Source organism: Bifidobacterium sp. LH_730 (assembly GCF_056355835.1).
On sequence record NZ_JBKETB010000002.1, the window covers coordinates 260,323 to 284,630 of the forward strand.

At 63.4% G+C, this 24,308-nt stretch carries 22 protein-coding genes and 1 riboswitch; of the genes, 6 read left to right on the plus strand and 16 right to left on the minus strand.

Translation table 11 applies throughout. The features are described 5' to 3' along the window. Window positions 1-26 precede the first annotated feature (26 nt). On the minus strand, window positions 27-947 hold the full coding sequence (locus AC1AUD_RS03920; protein ID WP_476572272.1) for an SPFH domain-containing protein: 921 nt from the start codon (window positions 945-947) through the stop codon (window positions 27-29). A 260-nt stretch (window positions 948-1,207) separates the two neighbouring features. Between AC1AUD_RS03920 and AC1AUD_RS03925 the strand changes: the two genes are divergently transcribed. Then, window positions 1,208-2,857 carry a peptide ABC transporter substrate-binding protein gene (locus AC1AUD_RS03925; protein ID WP_476572274.1) on the plus strand — a complete coding sequence of 550 codons (1,650 nt, stop codon included), beginning with the start codon at window positions 1,208-1,210 and terminating at the stop codon, window positions 2,855-2,857. 272 nt (window positions 2,858-3,129) lie between these two features. Beyond that, window positions 3,130-3,696 carry a hypothetical protein gene (locus tag AC1AUD_RS03930; protein ID WP_476572276.1) on the plus strand — a complete coding sequence of 189 codons (567 nt, stop codon included), beginning with the start codon at window positions 3,130-3,132 and terminating at the stop codon, window positions 3,694-3,696. Between the two features lie 259 nt (window positions 3,697-3,955). Here AC1AUD_RS03930 and AC1AUD_RS03935 read toward each other — a convergent pair whose 3' ends face one another. The 4 genes from AC1AUD_RS03935 to AC1AUD_RS03950 all read right to left on the minus strand — a co-directional run bounded on the left by AC1AUD_RS03935 (window position 3,956) and on the right by AC1AUD_RS03950 (window position 6,845). Then, complete coding sequence (locus tag AC1AUD_RS03935; protein ID WP_476572278.1) at window positions 3,956-4,213, minus strand: glutaredoxin domain-containing protein; 258 nt, start codon at window positions 4,211-4,213, stop codon at window positions 3,956-3,958. 61 nt (window positions 4,214-4,274) lie between these two features. Beyond that, a complete protein-coding gene (locus AC1AUD_RS03940; RefSeq protein ID WP_476572280.1) occupies window positions 4,275-4,952 on the minus strand; it encodes a methionine ABC transporter permease in 678 nt (225 codons plus the stop codon). Continuing rightward, complete coding sequence (locus tag AC1AUD_RS03945; protein WP_476572282.1) at window positions 4,945-5,994, minus strand: methionine ABC transporter ATP-binding protein; 1,050 nt, start codon at window positions 5,992-5,994, stop codon at window positions 4,945-4,947. Before AC1AUD_RS03945 ends, AC1AUD_RS03940 begins: the two co-directional genes overlap by 8 nt. Beyond that, window positions 5,991-6,845: a MetQ/NlpA family ABC transporter substrate-binding protein gene (locus AC1AUD_RS03950; RefSeq protein ID WP_476572284.1), complete on the minus strand. Its 855-nt coding sequence runs from the start codon at window positions 6,843-6,845 to the stop codon at window positions 5,991-5,993. Before AC1AUD_RS03950 ends, AC1AUD_RS03945 begins: the two co-directional genes overlap by 4 nt. A gap of 305 nt (window positions 6,846-7,150) precedes the next feature. Here AC1AUD_RS03950 and AC1AUD_RS03955 point away from each other — a divergent pair, with 305 nt between their 5' ends. Then, window positions 7,151-8,497 (plus strand): O-acetylhomoserine aminocarboxypropyltransferase/cysteine synthase family protein, encoded by a 1,347-nt coding sequence (locus AC1AUD_RS03955; protein WP_476572286.1) that lies wholly within the window; start codon window positions 7,151-7,153, stop codon window positions 8,495-8,497. 123 nt (window positions 8,498-8,620) lie between these two features. On the opposite strand, the gene AC1AUD_RS03960 is transcribed toward AC1AUD_RS03955, so the two are convergent. Beyond that, complete coding sequence (locus AC1AUD_RS03960) at window positions 8,621-9,778, minus strand: amidohydrolase (RefSeq protein ID WP_476572288.1); 1,158 nt, start codon at window positions 9,776-9,778, stop codon at window positions 8,621-8,623. Window positions 9,779-9,905: 127 nt separating this feature from the next. After that, the gene (locus AC1AUD_RS03965) at window positions 9,906-11,156 is read right to left on the minus strand and encodes a trans-sulfuration enzyme family protein (RefSeq protein WP_476572290.1); all 1,251 of its coding nucleotides are present in this window, start codon (window positions 11,154-11,156) and stop codon (window positions 9,906-9,908) included. Between the two features lie 378 nt (window positions 11,157-11,534). Between AC1AUD_RS03965 and AC1AUD_RS03970 the strand changes: the two genes are divergently transcribed. Next, window positions 11,535-12,290, plus strand: a complete 756-nt coding sequence (locus AC1AUD_RS03970) for a 3'-5' exonuclease (protein ID WP_476572292.1) — start codon at window positions 11,535-11,537, stop codon at window positions 12,288-12,290. A gap of 37 nt (window positions 12,291-12,327) precedes the next feature. Continuing rightward, a riboswitch (TPP riboswitch) is annotated at window positions 12,328-12,437 on the plus strand. Window positions 12,438-12,477: 40 nt separating this feature from the next. After that, window positions 12,478-13,203 (plus strand): TenA family protein, encoded by a 726-nt coding sequence (locus AC1AUD_RS03975; protein ID WP_476572294.1) that lies wholly within the window; start codon window positions 12,478-12,480, stop codon window positions 13,201-13,203. A gap of 225 nt (window positions 13,204-13,428) precedes the next feature. Here the strand turns inward: AC1AUD_RS03975 and AC1AUD_RS03980 are convergent, their stop codons facing one another. From AC1AUD_RS03980 to AC1AUD_RS04020, 9 genes are all read right to left on the minus strand, one after another. After that, a complete protein-coding gene (locus AC1AUD_RS03980) occupies window positions 13,429-14,472 on the minus strand; it encodes an NAD(P)-dependent oxidoreductase (RefSeq protein ID WP_476572296.1) in 1,044 nt (347 codons plus the stop codon). A gap of 52 nt (window positions 14,473-14,524) precedes the next feature. Continuing rightward, a complete protein-coding gene (locus tag AC1AUD_RS03985) occupies window positions 14,525-16,780 on the minus strand; it encodes a GTP-binding protein (protein WP_476572573.1) in 2,256 nt (751 codons plus the stop codon). Between the two features lie 178 nt (window positions 16,781-16,958). Then, window positions 16,959-20,288, minus strand: a complete 3,330-nt coding sequence (ileS, locus tag AC1AUD_RS03990) for a mupirocin-resistant isoleucine--tRNA ligase (protein ID WP_476572298.1) — start codon at window positions 20,286-20,288, stop codon at window positions 16,959-16,961. A 316-nt stretch (window positions 20,289-20,604) separates the two neighbouring features. Then, window positions 20,605-21,081, minus strand: a complete 477-nt coding sequence (locus tag AC1AUD_RS03995) for an NADAR family protein (RefSeq protein ID WP_476572300.1) — start codon at window positions 21,079-21,081, stop codon at window positions 20,605-20,607. Continuing rightward, window positions 21,078-21,500, minus strand: a complete 423-nt coding sequence (locus tag AC1AUD_RS04000; protein ID WP_476572302.1) for a hypothetical protein — start codon at window positions 21,498-21,500, stop codon at window positions 21,078-21,080. The genes AC1AUD_RS03995 and AC1AUD_RS04000 overlap by 4 nt, the downstream gene beginning before the upstream one ends. A gap of 142 nt (window positions 21,501-21,642) precedes the next feature. Next, entirely contained in the window at window positions 21,643-21,933 is a 291-nt protein-coding gene (locus AC1AUD_RS04005; protein WP_476572304.1) for a DUF3990 domain-containing protein, read from the minus strand. Between the two features lie 240 nt (window positions 21,934-22,173). Further along, window positions 22,174-23,307 (minus strand): type II toxin-antitoxin system HipA family toxin, encoded by a 1,134-nt coding sequence (locus AC1AUD_RS04010; protein ID WP_476572307.1) that lies wholly within the window; start codon window positions 23,305-23,307, stop codon window positions 22,174-22,176. After that, window positions 23,304-23,603, minus strand: coding sequence for a helix-turn-helix domain-containing protein (locus tag AC1AUD_RS04015; RefSeq protein ID WP_476572309.1), 300 nt, complete (start codon window positions 23,601-23,603; stop codon window positions 23,304-23,306). Before AC1AUD_RS04015 ends, AC1AUD_RS04010 begins: the two co-directional genes overlap by 4 nt. Before the next feature lie 70 nt (window positions 23,604-23,673). Further along, entirely contained in the window at window positions 23,674-23,799 is a 126-nt protein-coding gene (locus AC1AUD_RS04020) for a hypothetical protein (RefSeq protein WP_476572312.1), read from the minus strand. Between the two features lie 259 nt (window positions 23,800-24,058). Here AC1AUD_RS04020 and AC1AUD_RS04025 point away from each other — a divergent pair, with 259 nt between their 5' ends. Further along, entirely contained in the window at window positions 24,059-24,193 is a 135-nt protein-coding gene (locus AC1AUD_RS04025; protein WP_476572313.1) for a hypothetical protein, read from the plus strand. Window positions 24,194-24,308: the final 115 nt, after the last annotated feature.

A 24,308-nucleotide genomic window follows, 5' to 3' on the forward strand; every position in this document is an offset into this window, starting at 1 on the left:
TTGTCAGGGGAGCATGAAAGCGGAACCTACTTGGTTTCCGAAGCCGTGAGCATCGCCTTCGTGACCTGTTCGTAGAGGTCCTGGTATCCGCCGGGCGTGGAGGCGGGCAGCACCACCGTCTTGGTGTTGCCGGACTCGGACAGCGAGCGCATCACGTCGAGATACTGGTTGAACAGCACGACATTGTTCACGTCGGTGATCGACATGCCCACGTTCTGCAGGCTCTTGATCTGGTCGACGATGCCGTTGGCGATCTCGCGGCGGTAGTTGGCCTGGCCCTCGCCCTGCAGGCGGGTCTTCTCGGCCTCGGCGGCGGCCTGCGTCTCGATCTGGATCTTCTGGGCCTCGGCGCGCTGGCGCGTGGCCTCCTTCTCGCGCTGCGCGGCGTTGATCGAGTCCATCGCGTTCTTGACCTGCGGCGACGGGTCGATGGCCGTGATCAGCGTCTTGACGACAGTGAAGCCGAAGCGCGCCATCTCCTGGCCAACGGTTTTCTGCACGTCGAAGGCCACGTCGTCCTTGCGGGCGAAGGCGTCGTCGAGCGTCAGCGCCGGGATGGCCGAGCGCAGCGCGTCCTCCATATAGGAGCGCAGCTGACCGGCCGGATCGCGCAGCTCATAGTAGGCCGTGGCGACGTTCTCGGGATTGACGCGGAACTGCGTCGAGGCGACGACCGTGACGAACACGTTGTCGAGCGTCTTGGTCTCCAACTGCACGTTGAGTTGGTTGACGCGCATATTCGTCTTCATCGCGATGCGGTCGACGAACGGAATGCGCACATGGATGCCGGCGAACTGCACCTTCAGGTATTTGCCGAATCGCTCGATGATATAGGCCTGCTGCTGCGGCACGATGAAAATCGCCGCGAACAACAGCGCTATGAGCAATACAATCACGACGATGGCAATGATCAGGCCGACCATGCCGGCGGCTGCTCCTGCGACCATATGAATCCCCTCCTTCGGGTCCGGGACGGCGGCGATCCGCCGCCCACCGTCTTCCAGTGTATCGGCGCCGCGCTTCGCCGGCCATCATCCCACGCGAATCGTCGACATTTGTGGACGAATAGCGGCCCGCGATCACGGCGCGCGGACGCTGCGAGGCGCCCGTCCCACATCGTGAGGCGCCGACGACGAAACACGCGTTTCGAGGGTATCCTTGACACGGTGAAAAGCGAGATTCGCTTCACAGATAAGAGAGGAACCCCATGCACATCACGAAACGTGCGGCCGCGGCCATCGCGGCGGCCTCCGCGCTCGCGCTGACACTGTCCGGCTGCGGAGCCGGCGGCGAAGGAACGGCGAGCGACGGGAACGAGACGCAGGCGAACTTCGTCTCCTATGCCAGCTTCGAGCCGAAGTCCAAGCTCGTGCCCGGCAACACGAACGAAACCGCGACGATCATCGTGCTGCGCGAACTGTTCTCCGGGCTGGTCTCCTATGACCGCACCGGCAAGACCGTCAACGAAGTCGCCTCGTCGATCGAGCCGAATGGCGACGCGACGCAGTACACGATCAAGATCAACGACGGCTGGAAGTTCACCGACGGCACCCCGGTGACCGCAGAGTCCTTCGCCAAGGCATGGAGCTACACCGCCAACGCGGCCAACGGACAGCTCGCCTCGTCCTTCTTCTCCTCGATCAAGGGATACGACGAGCTGCAGGACGAGAACGGCGACAAGAACGCGCAGCTGTCGGGCCTGGACGTGCAGGACGACACGACGCTCGTCGTCACGCTGAGCCAGCCCAATTCGACGTTCCCGACCATGCTCGGCTACCCCGCGTACTCGCCCCTGCCGGAATCCTTCTACAAGGATCCGAAGGCCTTCGGCGAGAAGCCGGTGGGCAACGGCCCCTACAAGCTGGACTCCTGGGAGCACAACCAGTCGATCCGCATCTCCCCCAACCCGGATTACAACGGCCCACGCAAGATCAAGAACGAGGGCATCGAATTCCGCGCCTACACGGACACCAAGGCCGCATACGCCGACGTGCAGGGCGGCAACCTCGACATCTCCACCGTGCCCGCCTCGGCCCTGAAGACCTTCAAGGCCGACAAGAACGTCAAGGCCTACAGCGAACCGGGATCGAGCATCCAGTACCTCAGCATCCCCGGCCGCCTCAAGCACTTCGCCTGGGGCTCCGAGGAGGGCAGCCTGCGCCGCCAGGCGATGTCGCTGGCCATCAACCGCGACGAGACCACCGAGAAGATCTTCTCCGGCACCGCCACGCCCGCGGACGACTTCCTGGCCCCGCCGATCCCCGGATACTCCGACTCCCTCAAGGGACGCGAGGTGCTCGACCACGACGCGGCGAAGGCGAAGGAGCTGTGGAAGAAGGCCGATGCCATCTCCCCGTGGGAGGGACCGCTCAAGATCACCTATGCCGCCGACCATTCCGGTTACAAGGAGGCCACCGAGGCCATGGCGAACTCCATCCAGCAGGCGATCGGAATCGAAACCGAGGCCGTGTCCGTGCCGACGTGGAGCCAGTTCTATGACTCGCTGACCAGCAAGACGATCGACACGCCGTATCTCAACGGCTGGTCCGCCGACTACCCGGCCGCCGACAACTACCTCGTGCAGCTCTACGCCTCCTCCAGCGCGGATGGCAAGGGCGCGAACTTCGTCGACTACAAGAACCCCGACTTCGACGCGTTGATGGACAAGGCGCTGTCTTCCCCCACCGCCGACCAAGCGGCGTCGTACTACCAGCAGGGCGAGGAGCTCCTGTTCAAGGATCTGCCGAACATCCCGCTGTGGAGCCTCAACGCCACCTTCGCGACCACGCCGCAGGTGAAGAACATGCAGTTCGGCTACGACAACGTTCCGCTGCTCGACCAGGTGAGCAAGAACTAGGTTTGCGCTGGTTCGTTCGGTTTCCACACGAATCAGCGCAAACCAGAAGGACGGCCTCGCGACACCAATCGCGGGGCCGTCCTTCGTTGCGTTTTGACACAAATTGCATGGCATAGACGGTGCACCCATTTCACCGCAACGGTATGTAAGAGTCGTCATCGGATTACGCCCTTAGAGAACAGCCTCCGACCACACCGGCCGGTTCGAATGGACGACTCGGGAATGGCAGGACTAGTCTCTGAACCCAACGATTGCCCAATCGAAGGGGGTCGATGATGACGACGGCATGGGGCGACGAAAGCATACGGAGCAAAGGCTTCGAAAGACCGGTGTACCTGTTGGGCGCATCCGTCGTGCACTCGGATGTCGACCGGGCGTGCGAGTTGCTGACCGCCCTCAAACCACGGCACGCGAACAAGCTACATTGGCGCGACATGGACCGCGCGCACCAATGGGTGTCCATCCACACCATCAACGCACTCGACGCGACTCATACCGTCATCGTGGGGACGCGCGCCTCGCCGGAGAAACTCGAACGCGCACGCCGGGAATGCCTCAAGCGCATGCTGACCGCGCTCGAGGTCGACTGCATAGATGAATACCGAATGGAAAGCAGAGGACCGGACTTGGATCAGAAAGATCTGAATCTACGCAACTATCTTCGAAAATCCCATGTGCTTTCCAAGATCCAACTCGGACATGTCAAGGCCGACAAGGAGCCACTGGTCTGGATTCCCGACCAAGTGCTCGGTGCCTACGGTAACGCCATGGAAGGCGAGACGGAATATCATCGATTCCTTGACGAGAAGGTTCTTGACGAAGTATTCGCCTTGCGCTGAATACCAAGCCCATGTCACCGATGCATCCTAAAGTGAAGATTACGAGCCAGCCATTTTCGAATCGGTCTGGAAGTAGGGGACGGAGCATCCTGTGTTTCATAGGACCCGACCCACGCGAACGAAGGGTGGCCCGCGACATCAATCGCGGGCCACCCTTCGTGCATTCGCCAGGCATGCGCCGAACTCAAGGCAAGGCTCGAGCTCGAGCTCGAGCTCGAGGGCAGTCTGCAGCCCGAACCGTTGTGTTGCCCAGAACGACTCAGACCAAGCCGAGCTCCTTGACCTTGGCCTCGAGCTGCGGGTTGGTGGGCTCGACGAAGACGGTGCCGTCGGAGAAGAGCAGCACCGGGATGTGCTTCTGCCCGCTGATCTCGACGGCGCGCTCGGCCGCGCCCTCCTCGTGCTCGATGTCGTGGTGGTCATAGGCCACGCCGAGCCGGTCCAGCGTCGCCTTGGCACGGCGGCAGTCGCCGCACCATGCGGCCCCGTAGAATTCGATGCTTGCATTGTCGGCCATATCGGCTCCCTTCGTCATGTCATTGAGCGGACGATGCCTTCCAACCTAGCAGACGCGTGACTCAGTGGGTCTCGGCATGCCGCGAGCGACGCGCATACCAATTACCGAAGGACTGCACCAACTGCACCACGGCGATCAGAATGACGACCGTGATGAGGATGACGATGGAATCGAATTGCTGGTATCCATAGGAAATCGCCAGATCGCCCACGCCACCGCCGCCGATGGTGCCGGCCATCGCGGTGGCGCCGATCAGACCGATGCACGCCGTGGTCAGCGCCAGGACGATGGATCCCTTGGCCTCGGGCAAAATGAAATACCGGATGGTCTGCGCCACGCCAGCCCCCATCGATTCCGCAGCCTCGTAGATCCCCGGATCCACCTCGAGGATGGCGCTTTCGATGAGCCGGCCGATATAGGGCGCGACATACACCACCAATGGCACGATCGCCGCGTTGGTGCCGATCGACGTGTGCACGACCAGACGGGTGAACGGCATGATGGCCACCATGAGGATGATGAACGGCACCGAACGGATGACATTGACCACCGTGTTGAGCACGAGATACACCACGCGGTTCTCCAGCAACCCGTTCGGACGTGTGATGGCCAGCGCCACCCCCACCGGAATGCCGATCAGCGCGCCCAGGAACAGCGCGATGCACACCATGTACAGCGTGTCGCCGAACGCCTCCGCATACTGGTCGAAGGTGACCGTGGAATCAAGAAAATCAGACATGAAGCACCTCGAATTCCAAATCATCGTTTTCGACGGCGGACAAGCGCCTGCGCAGCGCGTCCCCGTCCGCGGCATCCGAGGCCGGCAGCCCCTCCAGGCCCAGCACCAACTGTCCCAGCGTCATGTCGCGCAGCCTGTTCTCATTGGCGTGCAGCAGATTGATGCGCTCGGGATGGACCGCGCTCCCAAGGATATCGACGATATGCCGCACGGCATCCGCACGATAGCGGACGCGCACCACCGTCGATTCCTCGCCTGCCTCGATGCGCGTCGTCAATTCCTCGGGAAGCTGGCGCGGAATCACGGTTTCCACGAACTGCCGGGTCAAATCATGCGCGGGGTGGGAGAACACCTCGCTGACCTTTCCCTGTTCGATGACCTTGCCCCCGGCCATCACCACGACCTGTTGGCAGGCGCGTGCGATCACGCTCATCTGATGGGTGATCAGTAACACGGTGATGCCGGTCTTCGCGCTGATGTCATTGAGCAGATCGAGGATCTGTCGCGTGGTGATCGGGTCGAGCGCACTGGTGGCCTCGTCGGAAAGCAGGATCCGCGGGTTGGTGACCAGCGCGCGGGCGATGGCCACGCGCTGGCATTGCCCACCCGACAATTGCGAGGGAAAGTGCTCGGCCCTGTCGGCAAGGCCCACGAGCTCAAGCACCTGCGCCACACGGGCCTTGATGTCCTGCGGGGAGGCATGGCCCAGCACCAGCGGAATGGCCACGTTCTGGGCGATGGTTTTGGACGCCAGCAGATTGTATTGCTGGAAGATCATGCCGATGCTGCGACGCAGCTCCGCCAAGCCATGCTTGTCCAGGGAATCCGGATCGCGGCCGAGCGCGGTGACCGTGCCGTCGGACGGTCGCTCAAGGCCGTTGACGGTGCGGATCAGCGTCGACTTGCCCGCACCGGAGGAACCCATCACTCCGAAGAACGAGCCCTCGGGCACTTCGAAGCTCACATCGTCGAGGGCCTTGAACTCGCCGTTCCTCGTCGCGAAGGTCTTGCTGACGTGATCGAAGACGATGGATGCGCTCACTGCCGCAGCTCCTCGGGCACGAACCAATAGTCATTGGCGTTGTTCTTGTCGAGGTAGTCGAGGAATTGCTTGGACCGATAAGCCGCGGCGACGTCCTTCGCCCACTGCTTGTCCTTGTCACCCTGCTTGACCGTGGCCTGCAGCAGGTATTCGGGCTTGAGGGTCTCCTGCGCAAGCTGCAGCTTGGGATCGACCTTGGAACTGTAGGAGATGCTGCCGGGAATCACGGCGTAATCGACGTCGCCGAGGCTGCGCGGGATGGTGGCGGAATCCACGGGCTTGATGTCGAGGCCCTTGTCATTCTTCGCGATGTCGTTGACGGTGACGGTCACCGGGTCGGCGTCGGCCTTGAGCGTGATCCATCCGATCTTCTCCAGAAGACGCAGTCCGCGCGACAGGTTCGACGGATCCTGCGAGATGAGGATCAGGTCTCCCTTGGCGATGTCGTCCAACGATTTGTGCGTCTGGGAATACAGGCCGGCGGGCACGGTGGGAATCGGGGTCAGTCCCGTCAGATCGCCGCCCTTGTTCTTGTTGAAGGCTTTCAGATAGGCGGTGTGCTGGTCGACGTTGAGATCGACGCTGCCTTCGTTCAGCGCGATGTCCGCGGTCTGCAAATCCGAGAAGTTGGTGTATTCGACGTCATATCCCTGCTTTTCGAGCACGGGGGCGACGCCCTTCTTGAACAACTCGCTGTAGGGTCCGGGCGAGGTGCCGACGTTGATCTGCTTGCCGGCGTCGCCTCCCGACGCGCTGGCGCTCGAGCCGCAGGCGCCGAGGCCCACGGCGACGGACACGACGGCGACGGCCGCCGCGACGGTTCGGATGGTCTTTCCTACGATTGCATTCATATCGATTCCCTTCTCGTTCGATATCCCCATGGACGAGGTTCCGTATATTTTCATTGCAAGGCGGAAGTCGTTCCCCCTGTCCGCCATGTCTGCATCATATGACGGCGCGACGGGCGCCACGGCCCCGCCGTCATACGCAAAAGTTTGAACGCCTTGACAATCGGCCCCGTCGCCGCGCATTCGCACAATCGATAGATTTTCCCTATCCCCCACACCGCCAGCCGCCAGCCGCATCCTGATAGGTTGTTCAGCGCACACCGGTGCCACAAGAACACCGGATACATACAAGGGGGCCATCAGAAGATATGAACAGGGGATTCGCCACCGACGCCGTGCACGCCGGATATGACATCGATTCCAACAAGCACGCCGCCAGCGTGCCGATATACGCCACCGCGGCCTTCGATATGGCCGACGCGCTCAACGGGGACGCGCTGGCCGCCGGGCAGCGACAGGGATTCTCCTATTCCCGCGTGGCGAACCCGACCGTGGATATCCTGGAACGCCGCCTGGCGGTGCTCGAGGGCGGCGAGTCCGCGGTGGCCGTCGCCTCCGGCATGGCGGCGGTATCGTATGCGCTGCTGTGCGCGGCCGAAGGCGGCGGACGCATCATTTCCCCCACCGACCTGTACGGAGCCTCGGTGGATGCGATGGAGACATTCTTCCCGCAATTCGGCATCCATACGGATTTCGTACGTGACATCAACGACCTGGATGAGGTCGAGGCCGCCATCGGACCGGACACACGCTGCATTTTCGCCGAATCCGTGGCCAACCCCAGCACGGCGGTCACCGACATCGCGGCATTGGCCAAGCTGGCCCACGATCACGGCATCCCGCTGATCGTCGACAACACGGTGCCCACGCCTTATCTGCTGCGCCCGATCGAGTTCGGCGCCGATATCGTCGTGCATTCGACGACCAAAGGCATCACCGGCCATGGCAACGCGCTCGGCGGTGTCATCGTCGACGCGGGCAACTTCGACTGGGACAACGGACGGTTCCCCCAACTCACGCAAGACGAGTTGGTCATCAGCGACGAGCGGAACGGCGAATGGAAAAGCTTCGTCTCCGCGTTCGGCCGGCAGGCGTTCATCCGGCGCATCCGCACGAAATACCTACGCACCTTCGGCGCGGTGGAAAGCCCGTTCAACGCCTATCTGCATCTGATCGGCCTAGAGACGCTGCCACAGCGCGTGCGACAGGAGGTCGCAAGCGCCACGGCGATCGCGGAGCATCTGACGCACACCCCGCATGTCACGCAGGTGAACTATTCAGGGCTGGCTCTGGCAGCCGATGCACGGACCGACCATCCCGATGCCGTCTTTCGGAACGACGATGGCCGTCAGGAGGCGTTGGTACGCAGGTATCTGCCCAACGGCGTGGGCACCATCCTCTCCTTCCTCGTCGAGGGGGACGAAACCCACGTCTCCCGCATCATGGATGCGGTCAGGGTGTTCACCTATATTCCCAACATCGGCGACGCCCGCTCGCTGATCGTCAATCCGGCGCGCATCACGCATCGCGAGGTGCCGACGCGTTACCGCGAGGCCGCGGTAGTGACCGACAACCTCATCCGCCTGTCCATAGGTCTGGAGAACGTCGACGATCTCATCGCCGATCTGGACCAGGCCATCGCCGAGGCATACTGACGACAATGATTGTGCGTCCCGGTCTCCTTGTGAGATCGGGACGCACAATCATTGCCAGATCGACTGCAACTGACAAAAGAGCGGCGCCTTGATGGCACCGCTCATCACTTACCCGGTCTTGGCTTATGCGAGTTCGTCCAAGGCCTTTTCGGCCAGGTTCCTCAAGAGCTTGGCGCCGGCGATGATGCCCGCGGGATCGGGGGCGAAGGACGGCGAGTGCGCGGCACCGGTCGCGCCCGCGCCGATGCGCACGAAGACGCCCGGGGCCTTGTCGAGGTAATACGAAAAGTCCTCCCCGCCGAGCCCGGCCTTGCCCTCGAACACCTCGAGCCCTTCGTCCGCGGCCGCCTGGCGCGCCACTTCGGTCCAGTGGGCGTCGTTCTGCACGGACGGCGAGCCGAAGAACCACATCGTCTCCGCCGTGGCCCCGTAGGCGGCGGCAGTCCCCTCGATGACGCGCAGGGCGGCCTGCTTGGCGATCTGCCGGTCCTCCGCCTCGCTGGTGCGCACGGTGCCTTCGAGGAACGCGGTCTCGGGCAGCACGTTCCATGCCTTGCCGGCCTCGATATGGGTGACCGACAGCACGCGGGGATGCGTGGGATCGATGTCGCGGCTGACGACGCTGTGCAGCGCCTGGGCGATGGCGGCCGCGGCGAGCACCGCGTCGACGCCGCCGGTCGGCGACGCCGCATGCGTGCCCCGGCCACGCACGGTGACGGCGAATTTGTCCACCGCGCCGCTCGCACCGCCCGCCTTGAGATAGATGCCGCCGACCTCGCCGGGCGCGTCGTGCGTGCCGAAGAAGGCCCGCACATCGTCCAGCACGCCGGTCTCGATGACCTGCACGGCTCCGGTGGGCTGCTCCTTGGTGGCGCGCCCCTCCTCGGCGGGCTGGAAGATCACCTTCACCGTGCCCTTCAGTCGTTCGCGCTCCTCCTGGAGCAGCAGTGCCGCTCCGAGCGCGACGCTCAGGTTGAAGTCATGGCCGCAGCCATGCATCACGCCCTTGTTCCGCGAAGCATAGGACAGACCGGTGGCCTCGTCGATGGGCAGCCCGTCGATGTCGCCGCGAAGCGCCACCACCGGACCGTCCTGCGAGCCCCGGATCGCGGCCACCAGACCGGTTTTGAGGCCCGAGTCGAGGATCTCGATGCCATGTTCCTCGAGGATGGCGCGGATCCTGGCCGTGGTTTCAAATTCCTGATACGACAGTTCCGGATGACCGTGGAACCAGCGGTACCATTCCCGCAGTTCGGTGTCCAATTGCTGTGTCGTTGCCATGGTTCGTTCTTTCCCCCTGTCGCCGCACGTTCGCACCGATTCCCCTCGCGGCTGCGCGGCATATGATCGAATTTGTGTTCGGTGATTTTCCATATACGACGCGGGCTCGCGGGACCCGCGCCACAGTTCAGACGGCCACCGCCCGGATATCGGACAGCGCGTCGATGTCGGCGTCGTCCGCGGCGCCGCGGCCCGCGTCGAGCGCGTCATACGCCTTGTCAAAGGCCTGTCCCAGATCTTCGATCAAATCGTTGACGTCCTCGATGCCGACGGACAGGCGGATGAGCTCGTCGGTGATGCCGACCTTGAGGCGCTCCTCGCGCGGCAGCTCGAAATGCGTCATGCGACACGGCAGCTCGGCCAGCGACTCGACGGCGCCCAGCGAAACGGCCAGACGGAAGACCTTCAGGCTGTCGAGGATGATGGCCGGATCGACGCCGGGCACGACCTCGAAGCTCAGCACGCCGCCGAAGCCCTTGAGCCCCTTGGCCGCGAGCGCGGTGTCGTCGCCATGTCCGCCGGGCAGGCCCGGGTAGTGCACGGTCTTCACCAGCGGATGCGCGAGCAGATAGCGCGCGATCGACAGCGCGTTCTCCTGCTGGCGCTCCATGCGCAGGGCCAGCGTCTGGATGCCACGGCGCACGGCGTCGCATTCGGCCGGAGCGAGTACGCCGCCCAGCCGGTTGAGCGCGAAATAGACGCGCCCCGCCAGGTCCTCGTCCCTGACGACGACCAGACCCGCATTGACATCGGAGTGGCCGGCGAGGTATTTGGTCGCCGAATGGATGACCACATCGGCGCCCAAGTCGAGCGGCTGCTGCAGATACGGCGTCACGAAGGTGTTGTCGACGATGGACAGTGCGCCGGCCTCGTGGGCGATGCGCGAAATCTCGGCCACGTCGTTGACCTCGAGCAGCGGATTGGTCAGGGTTTCGAAGTAGACGGCTTTGGCGGGCGCGACGCCGTTCGCGCGATCCCCCTGCACCGCGTCCCGCAGGGTCTGGGGATCATGGGTGTCGGCCGCTTCGACCGACAGCCCCCAGCGGGAGAAGAACTCGTGGAACAGCGAATAGGTGCCGCCGTAGATGTTGCGGCCCACGACGATGCGATCGCCGGGCTCGAAGATCGAGAGCACCGCGTGGATGGCCGCCAGCCCGGAGGCGAAGGCGAAGCCGCGCGTGCCGTGTTCGAGCTGCGCGATCTGACGCTCCAGGAACTCGCGGGTCGGGTTGCCGGAGCGGGCGTAGTCATAGCGGGGCATGGCCTCGACCGATTCGAAAGCATAGGTCGTGGAGTTGTAGATCGGCGGGTTGACGGCTCCGGTGATGTTGTCGTTCACCGGCAGGCCGTGGACCAGCTGAGTGTTGAAACGTGCCATGGCACCCCCTTGCGTATGTGTTCGGCGCGACCCCCTGCCGCGCCAGTGGTTCCCACCATAACCACACGCGACGCGTAATGGAACGGCGTTGCTATACGCCTTGCCTATAGGGCGTTATCCCTCCCATCCGACGCGAACGCAACCGAGCCCCTGCGACCGTTGCCGTTGGCCCGCGCGAACCCCGACCGACGCATAGGCAGCCAAGCCTCCTCCCGCGCCGCGATATCGGAACCGCCGGCGGCCGCCCCGTCCGCCCATGCCTCCGCGCTCGGCGATACGTTCGAGGACCATACCGGCATCGGCACCGCGCACGGAGACACGGCGCGGGACCGCGTTACGTTACGATATGAACCGTTTGATACGGCGGGAAGGAGAGATATGGCTGCGGTGTACGGAGCGACGGAAAACGGCGCGTCGGACGGGGACGGAACCGGATTCCCCCGCGATTACGTCGCGCTCGACCTGGAGACCACCGGTTTCTATCCGAATTCCTGCCGCATCACCGAAATCGGCGCGGTGCGCGTGCGCGGCGGCGCCATAGTCGACCGTTTCCAGCGTCTGGTCAATCCGTTGACGCCGATTCCGGCACAGGTGGTGCGTCTGACCGGCATCAACGATGCCATGGTCGCCGACTGCGCGCCGATCGACGAGGCATTCCCCGAATTCCTGGCATGGCTGGCGGACGACACGGCGAGCGACGCGGTCGACGGCGCGACTGTCCGCCGCATGGACGTCGACGAAGTTACCGAAGACACAGCGACAAACCTCCCCCTGCCGATCGTCGGCCACAACGTGAGCTTCGACATCCGCTTCCTCGACCATGCGGCGCGCCGCGTCGCCGGCTGCGCCTTCGCCTGCGTCGACTACGACACCATGCAGATCAGCCGGGCCCTGTTCCCCGCCCAACGCAAGCACCGGCTCGTCGATCTCATCCAGCGCTTCGGCATCGCCGACACCGAGGAGCACCGCGCGCTGAGCGATGCGATCCAGACGCACCAGTGCCTCGAATGGATGCGGCGATACGTCCTCGACAACGCGGGACTATTCGGCGGCGAGGCGCATTGGACGACGGCCGGGGCCACCGATGGCACCGAAGCCCTGCACCAACGACTGCGCTACGCCCAAGGCGCCTAGGCCGTCGCGCGACGTCCCGTCCCTCAGCGTAGACTGAACCCGACCACAGGGGAGCGCAACCGCACGGTTGCCGCTGAGAGTGCCTTCGGGCTGACCCTCGAACCTGATCCGGACAATGCCGGCGCAGGGAGTGGCATGCGGTTCCGCCCATCCCCGGTCAACCATCGAACCGGCAGAAGGGACCGATATGACCACCGCAACACCCAACCATCACATTCCGCACGTCGAGGCCGTCCACTCGGGAGACTGGGCCTGGCTCGGCGCGACCGCCGGCTCGACGGCGGACCGCTTCTACGTCTCCGCGGCCGGGGATTGGCTCGGCGCGGTCAACTCGCGCTACGTCGACGAGATGCTCGACGACACGCTGCCCGAGAAGGTGCTCAAGTTCTATCTCATCCAGGATTTCAAGTTCTTCAACGCGGGTCTGCTCGACCATATCATCGAATTGGCGCCGCGCCAGGAGACCAAGGCCATGCTGCTGCGCCAGCAGGAATTCTTCGCTTCCGAGGAGGCGCCGTACTTCCGCGGGTTTTTGAAGGCATACTCGATCACGGACGAGGAATACGAGCGCACGCCACAGACGCCCGCGAACAAGGAATATTGCGACGAACTGGCGCGTCTGCGCGCGTCGGACTCCTTCGGCGAGACCATCACCGCGCTGTGCTGCATGGAATGGGTGTATCTGGGATGGGCCAAGCGCACCGTCGACGCCGGCGTGACGCAGCAGGTGCCCGCGCACAAGGGCTGGGTCGACCTGCACGAGGGCGAGGGGTTCCGCCGCTGGGTCGGCGATCTCATCGCATTGGTCAATGAATACGCCGATCCCGACCCCGACGGCCCGGACGCCAAGGTGTTCCGGAACGTCACCCGGTTGGAACGTCTGTTCTTCGAGCAGAGCTACGACATGGCGTGAGTCCATCGGTGCGGTTTTCCGCACGCCGACGGAGGATGTGCGGAAAACCGCACCGGAAACATGCGTGTTGAGTACGGTTTTTCGCAGGGCAACGGACGGTATGTGGAAAACCGTAACGGGAGAGGGGCCTTCGCGTACGGTTTTCCGCAACGGCTTCGTCAGGTTGCGGAAAACCGTATTCGGACCGACCGCTGTCACCGACATGCCCATCACGCCGGAGACTGCTCACGCCACGACCCGAACCGCACGTCCTTGCAGGAAGCCGATCATATCGTCGACCATCTGACGGGTCAGCTCCTCGAAGGCGGCGTCGGTGCGCCAGCCGACGTGGGGCGTGAGCACGATGCCGGGGATGGCGCACAGCGGATCGCCGGCGCGGACCGGCTCGCGGTCATAGACGTCGAGCGCGGCGAGCACGTCGCCGCGATGCAGGCGGGCGAGCAGCGCGCCGGGTTCGATGACCTCGGCGCGCGCGGTGTTGACCAGCATGGCCCCGGAGCGCAGCCGGTCGAGGTCCGCGGCGGTGATCAGCCCCTGCGTGCCACCCGCGCCCTCGATCAGCGGCAGGTGGATGGATACGACGTCGCAGGCCTCCATGAGGTCGCCGATGGAATCATATGGCTCAATGCCGAGGGCGTCGAAGTCGCGGTGACCGACGGGCGAGCGCCAGGCGGCGACCTTCATGCCGAAGGCCCGCGCGATGCGCGCGACGGCCAGCCCGATGCCGCCCAATCCGATGATGCCAAGGCGTTTGCCGGCCAGCTGCGTGCCATCGCCGCCCTTCCACGCCCAGTTTCCGGATTTGACGTTGCGGTCGAGCTCGCCGACGCGGCGCGTCAGTTCGAGCATCAGCGCGAAGGTGTGCTCGGCCACCGAGGCGTCGCCGTAATGCTCGGCGTTGCACACCGTGACGCCTAGTTCGCGCGCGAGGGCGAGGTTGACATAGCTGGCCACGCCGGTGCCGCAGAAGACGATGCACCGCACATGGCCGGCCTCGCCGCCATCGGCGGACGCCGCTCCCCCGCTGATGCGACGCAGCAGGCCGTCGTCGATATGGTATCCGCCGACGAACAATCCGTCCGCGCCGCGCAGACGCTCCGCGATGACGTCGTCGTCGCTCGTGAACTCCTCGTATATCCTCACGCGCGCCTTGTCCTTGAGCCGCGCCGCCTGCGCCTTCATCGGCGCCAGCATGGCATCAAGCACCGCCGGCATCACCACCAACGGCAGATCGGTGCGTTCGGGCTGCGTCTCGTAAATCGTCGTCATATTCCCACCCTGGGTCCTTCGCGAATGTCTTGTGTCTTGTCCCGGCGCCGTCTCAGCTCCGCGCGCCCCAATCGAGGTGCATGAAGGCGGGGACCCGATACCATTTGACCGGGTAGCCCGCGCCGTGCGCGCAGAACACGGAGTCGGGCGTGTTCTCGAGGTCGGATTCGGGGGCGTAGGCCGCCTCGGCGATGACGCGCTCCTCGTCGTGGCATGGGCGGTAGCCGGCGAAGGTGACCGACAGGCGGCCGTGGCCATGCGTGTAGGCGTTGACGTCCATCGCATAGTCGCGCATCTCGGAGACGGGGCACTCCCCCGCCAGCGTGGCGTAGTCGCCGTCATCCGAGGGCGGTTCGAAGGTTCCGGCCATGCGCTGGATATCGCTCATCGCGCGGCCGAGCATCTCGGAGGGCACTTCGAGGCGGAAGGCATACCACGGCTCGAGCACGCGGCAATTGCCGGGGCCGAAGTCGGGAACTGCTTCCGCAGCGGCGTCGGAAGAGATATCGGCGGCATCGGCGTCACCGGATTTCGTTCCGCTCTTCGCAGCCGACGACGCAATGCCACGCTTGGCATTCGCCGTATTCGATGGCTCCTCCTTGGAAACGGAACGCCCATCGGAATCTTTGCCGGATGCACCGTCTTTCTCCGCACCTTCCGGCCGTACGGCCTCGATCTGCTCGGCGGACGGGCGCCCGACGACCCCGGCGCGGGCCTCCATCAGCCCCTGCCGTATCGCGCGGTAGGTGGCTTGGCGGAAGTCGCCGCCCTCGGTGTGCTTCAGATGCGCCTTGCCCGCCACCAGCGTCATCTTTATATCGGTCAGCGGCGCGCCGATCAACGTGCCCAAGTGCTCTTTCTCGCGCATATGGGTCATGATGAGCCGCTGCCAATTGCGGTCGAGCTCGTTCTCGCTCAGCGCTGAGGCAGCGACGATACCCGTCCCCGGTTCGCCGGGCTCGAGCAGGATATGCGCCTCGGCATAGTGCCGCAGCGGTTCGAAATGGCCGACGCCTTCGATCGGCGCGGTGATGGTCTCGCGGTAGAGGATGCCGCCCGGGCCGAACGACACCTCGAGTCCGAAACGTTCATGCAGCGTGGATTGGATGATCTCGAGCTGCACCGCGCCCATCAGCTGCACATGGATCTCGCCGAGCCGCGACACCCAGGCGACGTGGAGCAATGGCTCCTCGTCCTCGAGCTCGCGCAGGGCGGCGAGCACCTTGTGCAGGGTGAGGTCGTCGAATCGCGGCGTCTCCTGCGTCGGCGCACCAGACGGCACCGACGCTCCCTCGCCATCGTCTGCGCCGCCCGGCAGCACGGTGTAGGTCAGCACCGGCTGCAGGCTCGGCGCGCCGGCATCCGGCTCCGCGCCCAACCCCTGCCCCGGGAACGTGCGCGTCGGACCGGTGACGGCGCATATGCCGCCGGCGGGTATCTCCTGCTCGATATCGAATTTCGCGCCGTTATACACGCGCACTTGGTCGGCCTTCTCCTGGCCGTCCGAACCATCCAACGTCGACTTGGCCTTGAGCGAGCCGCCGGTGACCTTGAGCCAGGTGAGGCGGTTGTGCTGCGCGTCGTGGGAGACCTTGTATACCCGCGCGCCGAAATCCGCCGGCCAAAGGGGCTCGCGGGCGTAGGTCTCGAGTCCGGCCATGAATTCGTCGATGCCATCGAGCTTCAGCGCCGAGCCGAAATACACCGGGAAAAGCGTGCGGTCGGCGATCATCGCTTGCAGTCGCCCGGTCGATATCTTGCCCTCGGAAAGATATTCGTCCGCCGCCGCCTCGTCCAACGTGGCGATGTCCTCCAGCTCGTCTTGGCTTGGGCCGGCCGGACCGAAGGCGAAGGCCGCGTCGGACAGCCTGCGGCGCAGCTGCGCGAGCACGGCATCCCGGTCGAAGCCGTCGGCATCGCATTTGTTGACGAAGACGAAGGTCGGCACATGGTATCGGCCCAGCAGACGCCACAGCGTTTCGGTATGGCCTTGGATGCCGTCGACGCCGGAGACGACGACGATCGCATAGTCGAGCACGGAGAGCACACGCTCGGTTTCGGCGGCGAAGTCGACGTGCCCCGGGGTGTCGAGCAGGGTGAGCTCGAGGCCGTCGGTCGTCACGCGCGCCTGATGGGCGTGGATGGTGATGCCGCGCTGCTTTTCGAGCGTCTCGGTGTCGAGGAAAGCGTCGCCGTGATCGACGCGCCCGAGTTTGCGCACGCCGCCGGAGCGATAGAGCAGCGCCTCGGAAAGCGTGGTTTTGCCGGCGTCGACGTGCGCGACGATGCCTGCGACGATATGCTTCACCATATGCCTCTTTCAGCGAATCGTTCTCATTAAGAAAAGTGCGGACAAACGCACGTAATCGCACAATCGCACAAATGCCAAGGTTGGCTTGGTTTCAGCGAAAACCAAGCCAACCTTGTTCGTTTCCGAAAGCGTCTCGCTCGCACTTTTCCTAATGAGAACGATTCGCTGTTGGGAATCAGGCCTTGGCGACCTCGACCGACAGCTCCTTGACCTCCGCCGAGGAGACGACCTCAAGGCTCGTGGCCAGCGTCTCATGCGCGATGAGATCCTTGAAGGCCTCGGCCTTGGGCGCGTCGGCGGCCGGAACCGTCAGCGTCAGGGAGATGCGGTCGGCGATGTCGAGGTCGGCGGCCTTGCGGGCGTCCTGCACAGCGCGGATCGCGTCGCGGGCATAGCCCTCGGCCACCAGCTCGTCGGTCAGCGCGGTGTCGAGGATCACGAAGCCGCCGTTCGGCAGCGCCGCGGACACGGAGGCGGCGGCCTCGGCCGCATCCTCCTCCTCGACCTGGTTGATCAGCTCGTATTCGCCTTCCTCAAGCGCCACCTCGCCCGAGGGAATCGTCACGACCGGGGCGCCGGAGGCATCCACATGCCAGTCGCCGGACTTGGACGCCTTGATCGCGAACTGAACGTCCTTGCGCAGGCGCTTGCCGGCCACGCGCGCGTTGACGCGCAGCTCGCGCACAATCTTGAGGCCGTGCGCGGCGGCGTCCTCGAGCGTCGAGAACTCGATGGACTTGACGTTGAGCTCGGACTTCAAAATCTCCTCGTAGGCCTTGACGGCGGCCGGGTCCTCGACCACGACGGTGAGCTTCGACAGCGGCTGGCGCACACGGATCTGCTCGGCCTTGCGCAGCGAAAGGGTGCCGGAGACGACCTCGCGCACCTTCTCCATCGCATCGACCAGCGCATCGTCGGCGAGCAGCACGCGGCCCAGCTCGGTCGGCTCGCCGGTCTTCGCGTCGGCGAGGAACGGCCAATCGGCCAGATGCACGGACTCGCCGCCAGTCAGACCACGCCACACGGTCTCGGCCTCCATCGGGGCGAGCGGCGCCAGCACGCGCATGAACGCCTCGAGCACGGTGTAGAGCGTGTTGAACGCGGACTCATCCTCGCTCCAGAAGCGGTCGCGCGTGTTGCGGATATACCAATTCGTCAGCACGTCGATGAAGTCGGAGACGGCGTCGCAGGCGTCGGAGATCGCGAACTCGTCGAGCGAGCGCTGCGTCGTCTCGATGAGGCGGCGCAGGCGGGCCAGCAGGTAGCGGTCCATCTGAGGCAGCGAGGCGACCTCGTCGGCGCGCAGCGTGCGCGCGTCGAATCCGGCGCCGCCATTGGCGGCGTTCGCATACAGCGTGAAGAAGTAATACGAGCTCCACACCGGCAGCATCACCTTGCGCACGGTGTCGCGGATGCCGTCGGCCGTGACGATGAGGTTGCCGCCACGCAGGATCGGGGACGACATGAGGAACCAGCGCATCGCGTCGGAGCCGAAGTCGTTGAACACGCCGTTGACGTCCGGATAGTTGCGCAGGTGCTTCGACATCTTCTGGCCGTCGGAGCCGAGCACGATGCCGTGGCAGATCACGTTCTTGAACGCGGGCTTGTCGAACAGCGCGGTGGCCATGACGTGCAGCAGGTAGAACCAGCCGCGGGTCTGGCCGATGTATTCGACGATGTAATCGCACGGGAAGTGCGTCTCGAACCAGTCCTTGTTCTCGAACGGGTAATGGCACTGCGCGAAGGGCATGGAGCCGGATTCGAACCAGCAGTCGAGCACGTCGGTGATGCGGTGCATATGGCTCTTGCCGGTCGGATCGTCGGGGTTCACGCGCGTGAGCTTGTCGATCCACGGGCGGTGCATGTTGATCTCGCCCTTGTCGTCGCGCGGGTAGTCGCCGAAATCGGCCTTGAGCTGCTCCAGGGAGCCGTAGACGTCGACGCGCGGGTAAGCCGGATCGTCAGAGACCCACACCGGAATCGGCGAGCCCCAGAAGCGGTTGCGCGAGATGGACCAATCGCGGGCGTTGGCCAGCCACTTGCCGAACTGGCCGTCCTTGACGTTGCCCGGGATCCAGTTGATCTCCTGGTTGTGGGACAGCAGACGGTCCTTGATCTTGGTCACCGAGACGAACCACGAGCTGATCGGCTTGTAGATCAGCGGCGTGGCGCAGCGCCAGCAGTGCGGATAGGAGTGGACGTAGCTCTTCTCCTGGAAGAGGATCGCGCGGCGCTCCTCGGGGATGGACGCCAGCGGGCCGTCGCCGGCGCGCAGGTTGCGCAGGATCGGCAGGTTCGCGTCGAAGACATACATGCCCTCGTATTCGGGGCACAGAGAGTTGAACACGCAGCCCTCGTCAAGCACGTCCACGCTCTTGATGTCGTGCTTGTTGAGCGTGGCCATATCGTCCTCGCCGTAGGGGGCCTGATGGACCAGGCCGGTGCCCTCGACGGTGTCGACGTAATCGGCGGTGAAGATCTGGAAGGCGTTGGGACCGGGAACGCCGCCCTCGGCCAGCGCGTCATCGCCGGCGAAGAACGGGAACACCGGCCAATAGCGCCAGCCGGCCATCTCGGCGCCCTTGAGCTCGCGCACGATCTCGTAGTCCTCGCCGAGCTCCTTCTCATAGGATTTCAGCAGGGGCTTGCCGATATAGAACTTCTTGCCGGCGAATTTGCCGTCCTTGACCAGCACCTCGACATAGTCGATGTCGGCGCCGACGACGATGGCGAAGTTCGTGGGCACGGTCCACGGGGTGGTGGTCCAGAAGACGGCGTAGGCGTCCTCCTCGTCCTTGAGCTTGACGGCGACGGAGACGGTGGTGTCCTGACGGTCCTGGTAGACGTCGGCGTCCATCCTGAGCTCGTGCGCCGACAGCGGCGTCTGATCCTTCGGGCAGTACGGCAGCACGCGGTAGCCCTGATAGGCCAGGCCCTTGTCGTAAAGCTGCTTGAAGGCCCACATCACCGATTCCATGTAGGGGATGTCGAGGGTCTTGTAGCCGTGCTCGAAGTCGACCCAGCGAGCCTGACGGTGCACGTAGGTCTGCCATTCGTTGGTGTATTTGAGCACGCTGGCGCGGCAGGCGTCGTTGAACTTCTCGATGCCCATCTCGTGGATCTCGTCCACGGAGTCGATGCCGAGTTCCTTCTGCGCCTCGAGTTCGGCGGGCAGGCCGTGGGTGTCCCAGCCGAAGACGCGGTTGACCTTGTGGCCCTTCATCGTCTGATAGCGCGGGATCACGTCCTTGGCGTAACCGGTCAGCAGATGGCCGTAGTGCGGCAGGCCGTTGGCAAAGGGCGGGCCGTCGAAGAAGACGAACTCGTTCTGGCTATGGTCGCCGCTTTCGCGCCGTTCGATGGACTTCTGGAAGGTCGCGTCCTGGTCCCAGTAGTCGAGGACCGCCTCCTCCAGCTTGGGGAAGCTGGGATTGGGGGCCACATGCTCGGTCGCCTCGCTGACCGCGGCCTTGGGATACACGTTCTTGTCGCTGGTGTCGCTCACCGCTGTTCTCCTCGTGCGTCGCTTCGTTGATATCGCACGAGGACGATGTCTCGGGGCTGTTTTCGCTTGCCCTGTGCACCGCGGTACCACCTCGTTTGCCGCGCCCTCTTCGGGTCTCCCCTGGGATGCGCGACCCCTTACTGTTCCGGCTGTCTCGGGCCGGTCCCGTCGGTTCTACTGAGGGCCGCGCGACCGCCGCCCCGTTCTTCCGATGACTCCCCGCTGATAACGGATCATCGCCTCACAACGGTGGATATAGTAGCACCGCCGGCCGGACAGCTCCGCGTCGGTCTCGCCATTGTTTTACCTATGCCAGCTAGAGTTTTGCCCTCACCATCATCAAGGCGTAGCCAAGTAAGTTTCGTCCACGCCATTGAGCGGGGTCAAGTCTTGCGGGATCGGTCATGGATAATCCGATGCCCCAGATAAGGTCCTTGACCGCGCATTCGGCGAGCAAGGCGTTCCCGGTGTCCTTCAGCTGCCGCAATAATTCCGGATTCTGGCTGAATTTCGCCAGCAAACCTTCGTATACCACGATTTGTCGCACGCCATTCCAACGATGATCGTCATAGTTCGACACCAACCGGCCCAGTGCTTTGATACGTGCCACATCATCCGTGACCAGAATGCGCTCTGCCGTTGCATCATCATGGAAGCACGCCGCTTTGCGGTGCATCATGAATTGTTCCATCGAGGAGAAGCCGATGCCATCCACGGCAAACGGGGAAAGATACCAATTGCTTAGATATCCGTTCTGTCCATTTGGATTATGGAAACATACGATGCCGGTCATGCATCGCCCACGTTTCGCACTGCCAGATCAAGTTCCAAATCGTGAAGTCCGTAATAGGCTTTCCTCAGAAAATCCACGGGAATCCTGCGCACCACTTCTGCGCTGGGAATATTGTAATACCATTGGTAATACGCATAGAATTCACCGATCCAGTCCGGCATGAAACCGGCAAGCGCCTTTCCCGGAAGCAACGCATATCCCTCGGTTTTGGAGAAGTATTCCCACAATTCCCGGGCGTTCATAGTGCTGACATACGCTTGCGCCTGATCGATACTCGCCCGTGTTTTGCTGGCCATATAGGCGGTGATGAAATCGACCGTGTCTTTATCCGGGAATTCCTGCGCGACAAAGTCGAAGAGTTTGCCCTGGCTCTCCACCACATCGGCCAAATACGCCTCCGCATATGCGCGCATCATCATCACCTCTTTGCATCGGTCAGCAAGGTGCTGAACACCGTGGTCACCGCATTCGCATCGGAATCAATGAGTTCACGCATTCTCTGACGTGCCATGGCGTCTCGTTGATTGTACTTGGCGTTGAATTCGGCATAGGGAACGGGAGTCAAACCATCCTCTCAGCCAGCCAAGCCAACACACCGTGCTGCTGAAAATCCAAGATGGCAAGACCATCGCAGTCCAACTCATACTGGTGGACCCAGCCATTCGCGGCATCAGGACGGCACACCGCCCATTCCTTGACAAGCTCGGCATCCGCCGTGAGGTAGAGCCCGCGACCATAGTCGTGTCGATCCTCACCGTAGCCATATATCGGCGTGCACACTTCGTTGGGATTCCCGTGATATAGCAACATCAGCGCCCGCCTCCCGCCATGCACGGCTCTCTTGATGCTCACAGCAATCTCAGCCTACGCCGGGGAAAAGCGCTGGAGACGGCAGCCGGATTCCAAACTGTTGGTTGTTTTGGGCTTCTGTTGGCGGCCGGCGCAGCAGAGCCCGAAGAACCGCTCCTGCAAATCGGCGGAAATAGCCGTTTTGTTCTGCAGCCTGGGATCAGGGGCACGACATGACCGCCAACAGAAGGCTAAAACCGCCAACAGATTGCCCAATGGCATCACCTGGGAGCACCGCCGGCATCAGTCCTTGGGCTCAATGCCGGCGGCCGCCACGGTGTCGCGGATGCCGTTGGCGATGGACAGGCACACGTTGCGCGCAAGCCCCGCGCGCATGCCGATATCCGCCATGTCGGCGATCGCGATGCCCCTGCCCTTGCCGTTCACGGACGTGGTGTGTTCGCCATTGATCCCCGGATTCTCGGTCAGGTCATAGGCCGGAGACAGATGCCACCTACCCGAGGACCGGTCGAACACAAAACTGAAGTTCTTGGCATGGTCGTCGCGATTGCCGATGAACACGTTGAAGCACATCAGACGATACAACCGCTCGCAATCCGCCAGTCCGTCGGTGATCCGCATGGTCAGACGCATCAGGAGACCATAGTCGAGGTTGGCGATGCGATGCGAGGTCTCGAGCAGCCCGCCGGCCGACACCATATGGACCTTGTCGCCATCAGGCAACCGGTCGAAGCGCTTCACACCGAAATAGCCCGGGCACTGTTTCGAGGGGAACAGCCTCGTCTCGGGCATCTCGATGCCGCACTCCCCCGCCAATCTTGACAGCCGGTATTCCCGCAGGCCGATGTCCGTCCCATCGACCGAAGAGGGGAATTTGACAATCCATTCCTCGCCGTCGATGGCGGTGAGGATCTTCGGCCGCGCGCCGCCGGATGAGCCTCCGAGCGCGAACAGCCTGTCCAGATCATCGGGAAAATCCGAGGCCAGCATCCGAGCGCACTCGGCGGCGATATCGTCGAGATCGCCCGCCCCACCGTGCCGTTCGAGCACATTTTCAGGCTGATATTCCAACGCGCCCATGCCACCGGAGCCCACGATGGACAGCCTCGCCAACGGACCGACCGAATTGGGATCGATGCCCCGTCGACGCAACAGACGATCGGTCAGCAAACGACCCCAGCCATCCGGCATGCTGTCATCGAACACGCCGAACATGCCGTCAAGAGGATCCCTCTTGGCGATGAACACGCCTTCCCGCAGCGGAAGGCTCAAAGGACTGATGGAAAACCCGTCGCGCAACCACGAGCCGTCATAGGAAAAGGCAAGCGTACGCTGCGGCGACATCATCAACCGCCCCACGGGACAGCCGTGCAACGAGACCCGAACCTGGTCGACGACGGGGAACGCGGCGTTCACGCCCGGCCTCTTTTCACGGCGGCCGCGACGTCTTCGAGGGTGCCGTAGTGCGGCGTTGCGAACAGCGCGTCGAAATCGGATTCACATCCCAGCGCGAATGCCACGGCGATCAACGACCCCAACGAAATCTCATGGATCTGCTCGAAGCGACGCAAAGACCCCAGGGACACTCCGGATGTCGCCGCAAGCGTCGCCTGCGTCATCCCCCGCTCCTTGCGACGCTCGACCATACGCGAGGAAATCGCCGCGGCCACCTCTCCTGGCAGGGGTTCATCAAGCAAAGAAAACATACTCATATATTATCAATATAAGCCAAAACAAGTGATAACTAATAATATATGAGTATATTAAAATCGGTGTTTACAGTCAGTCACCGACCTTGACCCACACGGTGACGTCGGATGGCAGCAAGCCATCGTCGCCCAACGGCTCGGAGGCCAGCATGACCTCGCCCGCGGGAACCGGCACGGCATGGCCGAGGAAATTGGTCATGCACACCCAGCCGCCAGAACGCTCAAATGGAAGCGTGACGCTCCCCTGTGGCAGAAAAACCTGAACCTTCCAAGCCCCATGGGAAGAATCGCGCTTTCATTAAAGCATGAAAACGAACACGAAAAATGTTTGATATGATGACTGCTGATGGTGAGTGATCCCATCACAGACCGGTTTCAAAAACCGTTATAACCAAACCATTGCAAGCCCTGACAGGGTAAGACGGGCCCACGCGCCCACAACTCACAAGGAAGTGAAGATGAACATACCTCGCATCAGCACCTACCGCTCGTTCGTCGTGGCCGCGGCTTGGCATGCGCACCTTGTCGCGCGCGGCCTGACCGCCGAGATCCGCCGCTGGGGCAACCACTGGCAGGTCGTCGTCACCAGCTGAACGGACGGGCGCGGGCGCCATTGATTCTCTATTCCGCGACGCGGAAAGAGAGCCGAATACGAAAATCTCCCTTTTCTCACCACGGCATCGCGCTCAGTATGAGAAAAGGGAGAGA

Excerpts from the sequence above, each read along its gene's own strand:
- AC1AUD_RS03920 (WP_476572272.1), bottom strand. The coding sequence starts at position 947 with ATGGTCGCAGGAGCAGCCGCCGGCATGGTCGGCCTGATCATTGCCATC.
- AC1AUD_RS03925 (WP_476572274.1), top strand. The coding sequence starts at position 1,208 with ATGCACATCACGAAACGTGCGGCCGCGGCCATCGCGGCGGCCTCCGCG.
- AC1AUD_RS03930 (WP_476572276.1), top strand. The coding sequence starts at position 3,130 with ATGATGACGACGGCATGGGGCGACGAAAGCATACGGAGCAAAGGCTTC.
- AC1AUD_RS03935 (WP_476572278.1), bottom strand. The coding sequence starts at position 4,213 with ATGGCCGACAATGCAAGCATCGAATTCTACGGGGCCGCATGGTGCGGC.
- AC1AUD_RS03940 (WP_476572280.1), bottom strand. The coding sequence starts at position 4,952 with ATGTCTGATTTTCTTGATTCCACGGTCACCTTCGACCAGTATGCGGAG.
- AC1AUD_RS03950 (WP_476572284.1), bottom strand. The coding sequence starts at position 6,845 with ATGAATGCAATCGTAGGAAAGACCATCCGAACCGTCGCGGCGGCCGTC.
- AC1AUD_RS03955 (WP_476572286.1), top strand. The coding sequence starts at position 7,151 with ATGAACAGGGGATTCGCCACCGACGCCGTGCACGCCGGATATGACATC.
- AC1AUD_RS03960 (WP_476572288.1), bottom strand. The coding sequence starts at position 9,778 with ATGGCAACGACACAGCAATTGGACACCGAACTGCGGGAATGGTACCGC.
- AC1AUD_RS03965 (WP_476572290.1), bottom strand. The coding sequence starts at position 11,156 with ATGGCACGTTTCAACACTCAGCTGGTCCACGGCCTGCCGGTGAACGAC.
- AC1AUD_RS03970 (WP_476572292.1), top strand. The coding sequence starts at position 11,535 with ATGGCTGCGGTGTACGGAGCGACGGAAAACGGCGCGTCGGACGGGGAC.
- AC1AUD_RS03975 (WP_476572294.1), top strand. The coding sequence starts at position 12,478 with ATGACCACCGCAACACCCAACCATCACATTCCGCACGTCGAGGCCGTC.
- AC1AUD_RS03980 (WP_476572296.1), bottom strand. The coding sequence starts at position 14,472 with ATGACGACGATTTACGAGACGCAGCCCGAACGCACCGATCTGCCGTTG.
- AC1AUD_RS03995 (WP_476572300.1), bottom strand. The coding sequence starts at position 21,081 with ATGACCGGCATCGTATGTTTCCATAATCCAAATGGACAGAACGGATAT.
- AC1AUD_RS04000 (WP_476572302.1), bottom strand. The coding sequence starts at position 21,500 with ATGATGATGCGCGCATATGCGGAGGCGTATTTGGCCGATGTGGTGGAG.
- AC1AUD_RS04015 (WP_476572309.1), bottom strand. The coding sequence starts at position 23,603 with ATGAGTATGTTTTCTTTGCTTGATGAACCCCTGCCAGGAGAGGTGGCC.
- AC1AUD_RS04020 (WP_476572312.1), bottom strand. The coding sequence starts at position 23,799 with ATGACCAATTTCCTCGGCCATGCCGTGCCGGTTCCCGCGGGCGAGGTC.
- AC1AUD_RS04025 (WP_476572313.1), top strand. The coding sequence starts at position 24,059 with ATGAACATACCTCGCATCAGCACCTACCGCTCGTTCGTCGTGGCCGCG.